The 13536-nt window shown below is 59.1% G+C and carries 8 protein-coding genes; all 8 read right to left on the reverse strand.

Translation table 11 applies throughout. The features are described from left to right. Window positions 1-59: 59 nt before the first annotated feature. A complete protein-coding gene (locus VI215_10130; protein ID HEY6192665.1) occupies window positions 60-356 on the reverse strand; it encodes a hypothetical protein in 297 nt (98 codons plus the stop codon). 23 nt (window positions 357-379) lie between these two features. Next, window positions 380-1648: a YHYH protein gene (locus tag VI215_10135; GenBank protein HEY6192666.1), complete on the reverse strand. Its 1269-nt coding sequence runs from the start codon at window positions 1646-1648 to the stop codon at window positions 380-382. 31 nt (window positions 1649-1679) lie between these two features. Beyond that, window positions 1680-2336, reverse strand: a complete 657-nt coding sequence (locus tag VI215_10140; GenBank protein ID HEY6192667.1) for a GNAT family N-acetyltransferase — start codon at window positions 2334-2336, stop codon at window positions 1680-1682. A 19-nt stretch (window positions 2337-2355) separates the two neighbouring features. Further along, entirely contained in the window at window positions 2356-5535 is a 3180-nt protein-coding gene (locus VI215_10145; GenBank protein ID HEY6192668.1) for a cellulase family glycosylhydrolase, read from the reverse strand. Window positions 5536-5569: 34 nt separating this feature from the next. Continuing rightward, the gene (locus VI215_10150; GenBank protein HEY6192669.1) at window positions 5570-7837 is read right to left on the reverse strand and encodes a family 20 glycosylhydrolase; all 2268 of its coding nucleotides are present in this window, start codon (window positions 7835-7837) and stop codon (window positions 5570-5572) included. Window positions 7838-7956: 119 nt separating this feature from the next. Next, the gene (locus VI215_10155; protein ID HEY6192670.1) at window positions 7957-11340 is read right to left on the reverse strand and encodes a hypothetical protein; all 3384 of its coding nucleotides are present in this window, start codon (window positions 11338-11340) and stop codon (window positions 7957-7959) included. After that, window positions 11337-12755 (reverse strand): NADP-dependent phosphogluconate dehydrogenase, encoded by a 1419-nt coding sequence (gene gndA / locus VI215_10160; protein HEY6192671.1) that lies wholly within the window; start codon window positions 12753-12755, stop codon window positions 11337-11339. The genes VI215_10155 and gndA overlap by 4 nt, the downstream gene beginning before the upstream one ends. Continuing rightward, the gene (gene pgl / locus VI215_10165; protein HEY6192672.1) at window positions 12752-13534 is read right to left on the reverse strand and encodes a 6-phosphogluconolactonase; all 783 of its coding nucleotides are present in this window, start codon (window positions 13532-13534) and stop codon (window positions 12752-12754) included. Before pgl ends, gndA begins: the two co-directional genes overlap by 4 nt. Window positions 13535-13536: the final 2 nt, after the last annotated feature.

Consider the following 13536-nt stretch of genomic DNA (forward strand, 5'->3'; position numbering starts at 1 on the left):
CGTTCCTCCTGGATTGTTTTCAGGGTTCGAACCGGGGCTTTCCCTTCTGTGAGCATGATCTATGAACCCATATCCTTCTTTTTCTTCTTCCTCGAAAACGCCAGTCCGCCGAAACCCGCAATCACGGCCATGTAGAATCCAAAGTCGTACCACCAGCCGGTGTTAAACGGCTCGTAGATTCTGATGTCGTGATTGAAAATACCCACGATCAGTGACAACGGGGCGATCCAACCATGCCAGACCCCCGAGAAAAATCCAGCCGGCTCGAAGGGGGAGTGCGATCCGCCCCCCGGAAAACAGCCGCCCGCGAGGACGGTTAGTGCAAGCAGAGCCGATCCAAGAATGAGATTCTTCATACGTACCTCCTTTGTGATTGGCGCTATTTCAACAGCACGAGTTTCTTCACCAGGCCGGATCGACCGGCCTGAAGCCGGTAGAAATAAACTCCGCCCGGCCAGGCTCCCGCGTCAAAATTGACTTCGTACGTCCCCGCCGGTTTCACGCCGTCCACCAATATAACAACCTCCCGTCCAAACAGGTCATAGACTCTCAAAGATACTTCTCCGCCCCGGGCCAACTCATACCGGATCGTAGTCGAGGGATTGAAGGGATTCGGATAATTCTGGTACAGTCCGATCCGGCTGGGCAGCACACCCGACCCCCCTACTCTTACCGCCGTGACCGGATTATAGGTCATGACCGATTCCGTGACCGCGACATGTCCGTGTGATGTGATATTCGCCATCTCGACGACGCCATAATAGCCCGGACCGATGGCATAGGGATATGCCGAATTGCCGCTTGAATCGATCGTCACGAAATAGGCATAGATACTGTCGGGATACTCCGGTGTGACAGTCCACCGGCCGTTATAGCGGTCAAGCGTGCCGAGCCCCTCCACATATTCAAAGTCTTCCACATAATAACCCAGGGGAAAGCCGCCCGAAACATTCGGACCGTACTGGGAGGGTGAGAGAACCGTCCCGTCGGGCAGAGTGGTTCGTTGCGTGATACTCCTCAACCGGTAGCCGCTCTCCATCCGTTTGATTCCGCCCGAACCGTCGGCGTTCGCGAAGCCGTAGGGGCCGTACATGGGATATCCATCGAACGCGTAACCAAGCAACGGCGAATGTTGGGACGAGTCTGCCGCATAAAGACACCGGGGATTCTGGTGATGATGGTAGACGCCTCCGGGCGCGGGGTGTCCCAGACAGGCGTCAAAACTGGACGCTTCGACGAAGACAGCGTTCTGATGCCAGATATTCTGATTCTGGTACGACATGGCGTCGAGCGCGTTAAAGGTTGCAACCCCGTTGACCCACGCGGCGATGGTTCCGAGGGGAGTCGGCGTTTTTGTCCCGTTATTGACCGACGGGTTCCTCGGAATCTTGAACACAAAATTCTGGTTGGCGGGAATATTGGGATCGCCCGGCCAGGGGCCGATCGAGTATCCCGGGATATCGGAACTGCTGACGTAGACGCTGTTTGCCGAATACCGGACGAGCTGGACGTTCGCCGGGAGATTGTTGTAACCGGTCAACCCCGTGGTATTCCTCAGCCATGAAGCAAGCTCGGGCGGATCGGGTTGTGCGATGGTGAGGGAAATTGCGGCAAGGGTGAAGAAAAGGGCCAGTGGGACTATTTTCATAGCGAGATATCCTGCTTTTTGAGTAACCCGGTTAAAGCGCGTTGAGGCTCCGCTCCATGAGCATGATTGATTTGTGCCCGACGATCGATTCGAAGGGGCGCTTGCCGCGAAAAGTGAACTCCTTGTACGGGATATGGAAACGCTCGACGAAGCCGAGAGCTCGAAAAACATGCTGAGATACGTTGCCGGTAGCTTCTGTGATCGCCCGTTCGTAGCCTTCCTTCTTGCCGTTGGCGAGAGTCAGTCGAACGAGCGTTCTCGCGATTCCTCTGCCTCCGAAATCGGGGGCGACGCCCAACATGAAAAGGTGAAGCACCTGTCCGGGATCTGCCGGATGTATCCTCCGGTACTGCTGGTCGAGCCCGTCAAGCAGCGCCGCAACCGGCGCAAAGCTCTCGGGCAGCGTGTCTGAGTTCTCCGGGGGAGGGCCGGCGAAATCATCCGTCAGCATCGCCCCGATGAGCTTGCCGGTCGATCGATCCCTCGCTACGATCGTGAGCCCGTCGCCTGCGGCCCGTCGGCCGTACAAATTGACTATCTCACGCACCGTCGTGATAGACAAACCGGCAGCGACCGCCGGAGGCTCGTACCGGCTGAAGACGTCCGCCAACAACTCCGCCATCTCTTCGATATCGGCAGTCTCCGGCAGACCGTAGATAATATTCTGCTCCTGAGTTACATCAATCATCCGGACCTATTCGCCGAATTCATAGTTGCCCCAGGATTTCGCCCTGCGTGCGATCGACAAGGACCATCCCGGTTCGCTGCGCGGGGACGGTTACATTCAGAGCTGTGCCGGTTTCCAGGTGCGTCAGATGGAGCCGTGTGTCTCTGTCGGATTCTGAGACGAGCGTATAAAGCACAGCATCTTCGTACAATGACGTGAGGACAAGGACGCCTGATTTCTTCGGTTCGATCTTGAACGGGGGGGATATCCCCGCCTGCCGCGCGGCATATCCATAGAGGGCCGCCGTGGGCTCGACAGAATCGGAGAGTTCAACCGGATGGGGACACCAGATAATCTTCCCGGCGCCATGCGGGATCGGGGCGAGACCGGTTTCGCGGTCGCTCATGTCGACCGCCTTCTCGATCCGTTGCATTTTTTCGCCCCGATAGCTCAACCGATGCTCGGTCCCTTCGAGTGTGAAAAACTCCTCTTCGGCGATCGGTTTGACCGACGCTGAGAGATTCAACGCGGCAGTCCGTTGAGCGGGAAGCCAATGATCGTCCGTATCGATCACCCCGGTAATCAACAGAGTTGAGCCCTGATCGACCAGCTTCAACAGAGCGTCCCAACAATGTTGATTGATCGTTCGCGGTGAAGGCATGATCAGGAGTTTCGGAGCAGCTTTCAACGTTCCTGCACGATATTCCGAGATGGCCGAGACCGGCATGTTCAGATCGTAGCTCATGACACGCACGCAACGGCGCGTAGCATCGGTCGCGAAATTGCGGGTCGAGAACATTTGAGAATGAGGGATGATCATGACGGCAGCTTCATCGACCCGCCCGCGCATCAGCGAGCGGTGCGCGGCGACGAATCTCGAGAGCGCGATCACCGGCGCAAGCTCGGGCTTCATCGTACCGTCGACGCGGTGAAAACCGATCCCCGACTCGTTGTCCAGCGTCATGTACGGATTGGTATTCCAGAGCCACTGGATGAAACCGGCGCTCCCCGATCCGATCGCGATCGCCATTTTTCGTTCGAGGAGATTTCGCACCTCTTCCTCGTTGCGCCACGGGCTGGAGTCCATTTTCTCATAGAACATCACTCCGGTCTCCTCCACCAGGTTCGGCCGGTCGGGGGTCGTCGTGACGACCTGGTCCCACAACAGGTCGTCGTTCGACCACCAGTTGTGGACGCAGGTGAAGTCGACGGCCTCACCGAAGAACTGGTTCCCGGGAGCCTCATACGTCCCGCCTTCGTCCTGACCGACCGTGATGAGCTGGCGGGGCTCGCCTCCATCTCCGGTTCCCTGGGCCTTCCGAATCGCCCCGGTCATTTCATGGACCCAGCGCGCGAACATATCCTGGGCGAAGAGCCTGTAGTCTATCACCTTCACCGGATGCCTCGCGCCGAACAGATTAACATCGTCAAAATCCTCCTTTGCCGGAAGCGCGGGAGCCTCATCCGTTGTCGTCCTGTACGCTTCCTGAATCAAGGCGTCTCTCGCTTCGTCGGAGGGAGCGGCGTACCGCTCTTTCAGCCATGTTTGCCAGGCCTCAGCCTCATACCGGTCATAGTTGGGCCTGCACTGCCAGAGATACTGAGGGTTACAAAATGAAGGCTCGTTGATCAGGTCCCAGACGATTTCCCTCGCGTCGCGGTAGCGCCGGGCGATGGCGGTGACAAATTCCTTCTGCGCGTTGAGCGACCTCGGGTCGAGATAAGGGTTAGCGCCTCCCCACGATTCCGGCAGGAATGCGAAGAGCGTAAAAATGACCGGGATGTCGAACTTGCGCGCAGTCAGAACGAAGGCATCCAGAGCGCGGAGAGGGCCTTCGGCCGGAGCGCCAACGTCCATCATGTAGTGCGTCCAGCCGGTCCAGATCCCGGTCCGGACCATATTGATGCCGGCCGCCTTCATTCCCGTGAAATCCTTATTCCAGAGAGAGGGGTTCGGCTCGAACAGGAACTTCCGGTGGACATCGGAGCCCATGTATGTCGTGCCAGTAACAGGGAAGGGCTCACCGCCACGGAGAAGATACCTCGTTCCCGCGGTCAGGGGCTTTCCCCCCTTGAGGAGCGACTCGTCGAAGACCCAGAATCCGGTCCGGTACTGGACCACAGAGGCAGGCTCCGTATGAATTCGCAACGAGGCGAGGACCTGATAGAGTCCGGGTTTCAAATGTTCAAGCCCGTTCCCCCCGGAGTATCCCCCGGCGATCGTGCCGATTCCCTGCAGCGCGACATTGAGCCGCTTCATTGAACGGCCGTGCTCGTCGAGAATGTCGAGGCGGCAATCACCGTCGATCAGCTTCTCCACTTTTCCTTCCGCCCGGCGAAACTGAACGGTGAACGAGGGAAGCTCGCCCGGAAAGTAGGAAGCGAAGGAGGGTTGAACTCTCAATTGCATCGACCCCCGTGCCGCCCGGTCGACAAGCGTGCGTATTGCTTTTCTTGTTGCTGTGCCTTTGAACGCCGCGAACACCCAGCAACCCCCGGCGTACTCACCCTGAAAGCGTTCGATCTCGACGATCGGCGACACGACCGGCCGATGGTCTTTGTCGACTCCATGAATGATGGGCGTCAGAACCGCATCTCTGGGACCCGCGCTGCCGTCTTCCGAGGGGAAATCCTTGATCGATGTGAACCGGACGTACAATTCGTAAATTTCATCCGCGCTGAATTCACCGGTCAGCGAGCGCGACCATTCAAGATCGGGATTTGGCTGGTATGATGCGACGCCCGAACCCTTCACTGCGAACGCCTGTGTGATCCCGAGCTGCCTGTGATATGCGGTCTGGGCCGCCTGCTGCTTCCAGGCGCCGTCGATCCTGTCGACGGGAATGGAGAATGGGATCCCCCCGATGTTCACCCAGTTGCCTCCTTCGATCAGAAACCGGGAGATCGCATGGAATGCCGGTTTCGGGAAACAGGAGCCGTACGGATTGATAAAAAGATCGAAGTCGGATTTCCGGAGGCGTTTCTCGAGAGCGTCGGCACCGAGAAATTCCGCGCTCAACCCCTTCAACGATTCCTGAAGCGAGGGCTGGTCGAGAGTGATCCCGCCGGACGGAAAGGTTGGCTCATAGAAGACGGCGACACGGATGGGCGCGTCTGATGCGGCCGGACCCTGAAGGGACCATGCGGGCAGTGATTGAGCGACCGTCGCAAGCGCGATCCCGCCTGCAGTCCTGATAAAATCCCGGCGTTTAATACTCATGGTGGATTGAGATGAAGCCCTGGTTTCTGGGTTTTCAATGTGAAAGAATCCGCGGCGGAACACGGCGCCTGCCGGAGTGAGGGCCCTCGATCGACAGGCTGAGCGACTGGTCTCCCCACCGCTCGAAGTAAAGGATCAGCAGCGCATGCTTCCCCTTCGCGAGCCTGACTGGAGCGCTCACCTCCTTCACGGCATGCATCCCGTCGTTGTTCAGAATCTCCCGTCCGTCGATGAACAACTTGCTTCCATCGTCGGAAGCGAGGGAGAACCGGTAGTCGCCCTCTTCCCCGGGCGTGATGAAGCCCGAGATCCGCACCCCGAACTGATCCTCCCTGTGCGGAATTTCTGCGAGTCCGATATCGTACATCCGGCCCGATCTTACGGGGGTCAGGGTCTTGAAATCGGGAAGGCTATCCCACCCTCCCTCATAGTACGAATAATCCAGGCCGTTGATTTTGGAATCGGCGCGGACAAACTCTGTCGTGACAATATTGCTTTTCCGCCCGTTTGCAAGGACGGTCTGCGACCGCAGGACTTCATCGTCCCGGACCATGATCGGACGTGAATAGACGCTTGAAGGGAGCGTATCGTTCTCACCCAGCGCATAGTACACTTTTCCCTGTGAAACCGGCGATGAGAGGGTGACGAGCGTGTCATGAAAAATGACGCTTCTCCCTCCGGCCCCGGAGGGGGGAGGAACCCTGAAATTCATTCCCATCGCCGCGAGGCGGTCGTAGTGCCCTTCCAGCCGGAGCGCGAAGTCGTGATAGTCCCGGTCCTGCTCCCGGCTCCAGACGACCTCGCTGAGAGCGAGCATCCTTGGGAGAAGCATATACTCGACCTGCCGCGAGTCCGGCATCCATTCCGTCCACATGTTCCCCTGCGCCCCCAGGATATGTTTCGCCTCTTCGGCGGTGAGATCGGCGGGAACCGGTTCGTAGGAATAGACCGTGTCGATCGGGAGGTATCCTCCGATCGCCACGGGTTCTCCGAACTTCCCCTGGTAGTGGTCGAAATAACAATTGGATCCGGGCGACATGACCACATCATGGCCGGCTTTTGCCGCATCCCGTCCTCCCGAGGTCCCGCGCCACGACATGACGGCGGCCCCCGGAGCGAGGCCCCCCTCAAGGATTTCATCCCAGCCGATGAGACGCTTGCCTTTCGCGCTCAGGATTTTCTCGACTCGCTTGATAAAATAACTCTGAAGCTCGCTCTCGTCCTTCAGGCCCTCGGTCTTGATGCGTTTTTGACACTGGACGCAGTTTCTCCAGCGGAGCTTCGGGCATTCGTCCCCGCCGATGTGCACGAACGGCCCCGGAAACAGCTGCGTGACTTCCTCAAGGATGTTCTTCAAGAATTCGAACGTCCCTTCCCGGCCCGCACAATAGACGTCGTTGAACACTCCCCATTCGGTGGCGACAGTCACCGGCCCGCCGGAGCAGGAAAACTCGGGATAGGAAGCCAGCGCCGCCTGAGCGTGGCCCGGCATCTCGATTTCGGGAACGACACTAATGAAGCGCTGCCGGGCGTATTCGACAACCTCCCGGACCTCGTCCTGAGTGTAATATCCCCCGTAGGGAGCGCAATCGCCCATCGTCTCCCTGCGCTGTGACCCTATCCCGGTGAGCCGGGGATATTTCTTGATCTCGATCCGCCATCCCTGGTCCTCGGTAAGATGCCAGTGGAAGGTGTTCAGCTTGTAGGCGGCCATCACATCGAGGTATCTCTTCACGAATGCCGGAGGGAAGAAATGCCGGCCGACATCGAGATGCATGCCGCGCCACGGAAAGCGGGGCTTATCCAAGATTTCCACGCATGGTATTTTCCACGGAATGCCCGTCGAGGCTGCCGGGTGCTCGACTTCGGGCGGCAGAAGTTGATACAAGGATTGAGTCCCGTAGTAGGCGCCATGAGCGGTCTGCGCGGTAATCATCACCCGGTCAACCCTGACCGAAAGCTCGTAAGCTTCCTCGCCCAGCTCCTTCTTGCCCGTGTTGCCGTTTATCACTATGCAGCTCGCAAGGTCTTCTTCATCCGCCATGACCGGGAGCTCAAGGCCGGTCGCCCGGCGCAGCTTCTCGCGCACCGAGTTCGCAACCATGCGCCAGTCTGGCAAACCCGGATGGACGACTATGACGGTCTTTTCGCTGATCGTGAAATGTCCTTCAGACTGGCGGATGGAGAGAGGTTTTGGTATGATCGTAAGGTTTTCGCCGTGCACCATCGCCGGAAAGGCAATGAGCGCGATCAACACCAAACCGGCAAGGAGGGAGAAACTCTGGAAGCGTCTCACTTCCACTAGTAATGTCATCCTGAGCGGAACGGAGTGGAGCGAAGGATCTCCACACGACGAGCTGTGAGATCCTTCGCTTCGCTCAGGATGACAAAGTGAGACATTGCCGGAATTCTTCATCGTGATTATTTCCTCTCGACACGCACGTAGGACGTCCCGTGCGCCGGCAATTCGATATTGGTATTGGTTTCCGACAGGGTCTTCCCCGAAATGTCGCTGGCCTGGACCGTGACCGGTACCGAGGGGTTCCAATGGACGGAGGCGGTTTGTTTTTCGTCCGAGGGATTGTAAAGGTAGAGGAGCCACGCATGCCCCTCCTCGATCGGCTTTACCGAGAGGGATAGAATTTCTGCTGGCTCGATCCGGAAGAGCGACCCCGGGGGCCGTTTTGAAGACGGGGCGGTGACCGCGATCAGCGGTTCCCTGCATTCCACCACGGCCCGGGCAGCGGCGGCGGGTTTGAACCCGCCGTGCAGGTAGATGAAATAGCGAAACTCTACCGGGCCCGATTGATCCGCCTTGTAGTTGGTGTGCCAGTAATTGTTCATGACATAGGAATAGATGCGCGGCGCTGGCTTGATCGTCCTGAGCCACGGCGATTCCGCCGTGATCGATCCGAGTTCGACCAGGGGAGCATCCGGCGTCACCCAGGTGAGCCCGTATTCACCGCCGGAGATGTCGGCGCATCCCTGAACGGAGAAAAAATTCTTGCACGACCCACGCAATTGATTCTCCTCAGGCTCCACGAACGCATTGGCGACGTCATACCGGATGCGCGCGCCGGGGAAGTTGAAGGGGAATGCGATGTGGACTCCTTCCTTCTCCCGGACAGCCCGCTTGTCGATCCTATCGATGATCTCGATCCGCGAACTCCCGGAAACGAGGCGGATCTCCGCCTCATAACTCGCGCATCCGGGGGCGTCCGCTTCCACAAGGTAGGATCCGAGGAGCGGGCCGGACTCTTTCACCCTGACACGGACGTTGCTGAGGCGCCGGGCGCTATCCGGGTTTGTCCCCGCGACGTAGAGATACTCGTTCAATCCGTTTCCCTTGCTCAGATCGACGAATTCCGGGCCTGATTTCTTCCAGCGGAGGGAGACAATGGCTCCCGTTTTTGGATTGACGCGAAGAGAAAGCAGCTCGTTACTCAATGAATCCGCGGAGATCTTTACCGTTCCGCGGCCCGATTCCCTCCCTCTTTTCACAATGAACCGCTTACCCGACATCGGAGGAATGTATCTCGCGAGGAGGGCGAGCTCGCCGGTCGAAAGCCGCTGGGAGGGAAGATGCCGCCCCTGTTCGTCGAGCACCAGGTTCCCGCCGCTGCTTTCACCGGGCTTGAGTATCACCAGATCAGTTCGCGCCCTCGAGCTTGTATTATAGACGTCGATCGAATTCTGACGGGGATTGCTTTTCCGCTCCGGACTCACGGCTCCGCCGGTCACGTTGATCAGTCCGTCGGTGAGGCTCCGGGAAAGGCTGTCCGCGTCGAGCGCAAAGCGCTGTTTGATCCTCCATTGGCCCGTCACGCCCGAATCGTCCGGCTCGGAAATGCTGTTCGAGGCTCCCCATGTATGCTCGTCATAGAGCACCACGTCCCTCCAGGCCGAATCGTACTCGCGGGAGGGATACCCTTCGGGGGCGAGCATCGACCACATCGCTTCTCCCTGGATCAGTCGGTCGACGGCATGTCGGCTCAGAGCAGTCTCATAGGCCGTCGATGCGGCGCCGTCTTCCCAGTAAGGCGTGAAGTCTCCGCGCACAACTGCAAGGCCCGATCCGTGCCGCCGTTCAAATTCCTTGAACATCTCCTCATGAGTTGAAATAATCAGCCTCGGTGAGGCGTATCGCTCGTTCCACGCCTTGACGAACGCCGGAAGGAGTGAATCGGGAGGCCCGTTGTCCCCGAGCGTGTAGGGAAGCTGAACGATATCGTAGGGGTAGCCGGTTTCATCGAGCTTGCGCATGAGCTTCAGGATCTTCTCGTCCCCGAGATTCGTGAGTTGCCCCTCATGGAAGCTCGCATAGCTCGCGCCGGCGACCCAGAAGAGGATCCTCTCTTCACCCGATTGCGAGGTCCAGTAAAAAGGCTTGTCGCCCCACGCCTCGAGCGTATGGCCGATCCGGTCGAACGGGTTCGGCGCGCTCGCGAAATATTTCACCCCGCTCTGCGCAAGCGCGGAGACCATCCCCCAGCTGAATCCCGGAACATCCGACTCCAATGCGGTGGTGATCGGGATGCCATACTCTTTCGAGAACCGGCGCGCGTACGCTGTGAAGTGGCTCATCTCGACGCTGTTGGCCAACCCCGTGAGCATGTTCGCGTAGAGAGCGTTCAATCCTATGCTCCCGCCGCGTACGGCAGCGAGGAACTCCTCGCGTTTCTGTTCCGATGCCTGCCGCATATAACCTTCTACCGGGAAGAGCCCCTCAAGGTTCCATTTGTAGCGGGCGCCGGAGGGATAATCGCGTGTTTGCCGGATCAGCCGCAGCCCCTCCTCTATATTATTCCACTGTTTGCGTTCGACAGCGGGCTGGAGGTCGGTGTAACCGATATCGTTGTGGGAGTAGGAGAGCAGATAGATGTCCCGCTTGATCACCGGGTGGACGGGTACCTTTGCCTGCTCCACCAGCCTGCCGCCGATTGTGAAACGGACCGAAACGGTCGTCTCCGCCGCGACGGGAGGTACCGGAATCACGAAAATGTTGGCGCCGACGTTCAGCGGTTTCTTGATGGGCTCTTCGCCGGGGGCGTCGATCTCGAGTCCCCTGCCGGCGTCGAGGTTATCGAGGCTTAGCCGGATGAATTGCGTCGTCCGGTTTCCGGTCCGCATCAGCGCGGGTTCGACCCGAAGCCTCGGGGTGAAGTTGAACCGGTACTGGAATGCCATGTACCATTCGAGGTTTGCGTCATCCTCGCTGCTTACCTGAAGGGTGATCGGCGAGCCGGCGGGAAAGAGGTTTTTGGGAATTCTGAGGAACATGTACCCGAAGAGGTCGCCGAACTTGTCGGTCATCCGCGATTCGAAGGAGAGCTCCGAGCCGGACTTTCCGGCGACATGCCAGTGCGGGGCGGTCGAGTCCTTGAAATTCCGGAACGCGAACCAGGGTTCTCCGTTGATCGAGAGCTTGAATTTATGCTCGATCTTGTTCTCTCCCCAGCCTGCGCGGTCCAACCCTGCGAGCCAAACGAAATTATAGAAATCATCCTGATCGGAATCGACCAGCGTATCCGTTTCCCACGACGCCGATCCTACCTCGGCGTTCGCCCGCACGATCAGGGCAAGCTCCGCATCGGGATGGGAAGAGTGGTAGGTGATGGTCTGGCCGCTGACGTTCTTCCGGTATCCGTTGAGATAGTTCTTCGACGAACCTCCCCGGCCCGGCCCTCCCTCTGTGACGGTGATGACGATCCCGCCCGGCGCCGTCTGCGCTTTCAGCACACAAGAACCGCTCAGGAGCAGCAGAAACAACGTCAGAAACCTGTTGACCGATCCTCGCCTTCTCACTTCACGATCCATGCGGCGTGGAAGGAACCGGGCTTATCGATCCTCTCAAACGTGTGGGCTCCGAAGAAGTCGCGCTGGGCCTGGATGAGATTCGCCGGGAGCCGTTCGCTCCGGTACGAATCGTAGTACGCGAGCGAAGCGCTCATCGCAGGCATCGGGACTCCGAGCTCGATCGCAGTCATTAATGCGGATCGCCATCCGTCCTGTGCCTCTGCTACCGCGCCCCCGAATTTAGCGTCGAGAAGAAGATTTGGAAGCGCAGGATCGGCCGCGAACGCGTTCATGATGTCGTTGAGAAGGGTCGCCCTGATGATGCAACCTGCCCGCCAGATTCTTGCGATCGCGGAGAGATTGAGATCGTACCCGTATTCCCGCGAAGCCGCACGAAGTAAGGAGAGCCCCTGCGCATAGGAACAGATCTTCGAGGCGTACAGCGCGTCGCGCACCGCATCGACCAGTTTCCGTTGCCCGTTGGCTTTCCGGACGGGAGAGGGGCCCTTCAGAACGCCCGCGGCCCGGACCCGTTCCTCTTTCTGGCCGGAGAGAATTCTCGCGTCGACCGCCGCTGCGATGGTCGGGACCGCCGCGCCGAGGTCGGCCGCATCCTGAAGCGTCCATTTTCCCGTACCCTTTTGGCCCGCCTTGTCGAGGATCATATCGACGAGGGGTGTACCGGTGTCGGGGTCGATCACCTGAAAAACGTGGGCTGTCGATTCGATGAGGAAGGAGGCGAGCTTGCCCTGATTCCATTCGGAAAAAAGTTGGCTGAACTCCTTCGCCTTGAGTCCCAGGGCCCGGTTCAGAAGGTCGTACGATTCGGCGATCAGCTGCATGTCGCCGTATTCAATCCCGTTATGCACCATCTTGACGTAATGCCCGGCCCCTCCACGGCCGATGTACGTGACGCACGGGTCGCCGTCCTCCACCGCTCTGGCTGCGACTTTCTTTAGGATCGGCTCGAGGGTGGCATACGCCCGCTGCGTTCCCCCCGGCATCAGGCTCGGTCCGTGCAGCGCCCCCTCCTCCCCGCCGGAAACTCCCATGCCGATATAATTGAGCCCCTTCGCCTCAAGGTCCTTCGCCCGCCGTTCGGTGTCGCGATAGAAGGAGTTGCCGCCGTCAATGAGAATATCGCCCTGTTCGAGGAACGGAAGGAGTTGCTGGATGGTGATGTCGACGGGCTCTCCCGCCTTCACCAGCATCATAATGCGCCTCGGGAGGGAGAGAGATTCCACAAATTCCTTCACAGCGTAGGTGGGCGTAATCCGCTTTCCCGCCGCCATACCCTGCATATATGTCCTGGTCACGTCGGCAACCCGCTCATAGACCGACACCGAAAAACCGTTCCGCTCCAGGTTGAGCGCAAAGTTCTGCCCCATCACGCCCAATCCGAGCATGCCAAAATCGTTTTTCATCCGCCGGTCCTCTGCTCTGGTGATCTGAAGAGACTTCGCACATCCTCCGTGAGCTGCGACGCCGCATCGGAGTCTATCACCCACTCAACATCCCCGTTGACGGGACGTACCATCGTTGCGGGCAATGCGGGGGCGGGATGTTCCGCCGCCAGGACGTCCCTGACGATCGTCGCTTTGCTCCGGCCCGTAACAAGGAACAGGATGTGCCGGGCGTTATTGATGACGGGCAGTGTCAGAGTTGCGCGCTGGGTTTTCACACCCGGGGCGAGAACGGCTGTAACGCTCGCCTCCGATTCCGAGAGAGCGTCCGAGCCGGGGAAAAGCGATGCGGTGTGCCCGTCCTTCCCCAGGCCGAGCAGCACAAGATCAAACAGGACCGGTCCGTCTCCGAAGAACTCCTTCACGCGCCGCCGATATTCTTCCACCGCCTGGCCCGCGGGCAGCTCTCCCCGAACGCGGTTGATGTTTCCGGGGGGGATGGGGAGGCGGGAGAGCATTGCGCTCTGCGCCATTCCAAAATTGCTTTCCGGATCGTCGGGCGGGACCAGCCGCTCGTCGCCAAAAAAAACGTGGACGCGCGTCCAATTGATCGACACCTTGTATTTGTCTGCCGCAAGGAGGCGGTAAACCGCCCGTGGTGTTTCTCCGCCGGAGAGCGCCACCGAGCAGACCCCCCTCTCGCCGAGCGAGTGATCGATGATTTCTTCGATCCGCCCGCACGCTGCCCCGGCCAGTTCTGCAGGGCCGCTCAAGATCCGGAGTATGGGAGAAACCGCCATCC

It is taken from the genome of Bacteroidota bacterium (genome assembly GCA_036522515.1).
In the GTDB taxonomy this organism is placed as follows: domain Bacteria; phylum Bacteroidota; class Ignavibacteria; order UBA10030; family SZUA-254; genus VBOC01.

Bases quoted from the DNA above. Each gene is read 5' to 3' on its own strand.
- VI215_10130 (HEY6192665.1), bottom strand. From the start codon at position 356: ATGAAGAATCTCATTCTTGGATCGGCTCTGCTTGCACTAACCGTCCTC.
- VI215_10135 (HEY6192666.1), bottom strand. From the start codon at position 1,648: ATGAAAATAGTCCCACTGGCCCTTTTCTTCACCCTTGCCGCAATTTCC.
- VI215_10140 (HEY6192667.1), bottom strand. From the start codon at position 2,336: ATGATTGATGTAACTCAGGAGCAGAATATTATCTACGGTCTGCCGGAG.
- VI215_10145 (HEY6192668.1), bottom strand. From the start codon at position 5,535: ATGAGTATTAAACGCCGGGATTTTATCAGGACTGCAGGCGGGATCGCG.
- gndA (HEY6192671.1), bottom strand. From the start codon at position 12,755: ATGAAAAACGATTTTGGCATGCTCGGATTGGGCGTGATGGGGCAGAAC.
- pgl (HEY6192672.1), bottom strand. From the start codon at position 13,534: ATGGCGGTTTCTCCCATACTCCGGATCTTGAGCGGCCCTGCAGAACTG.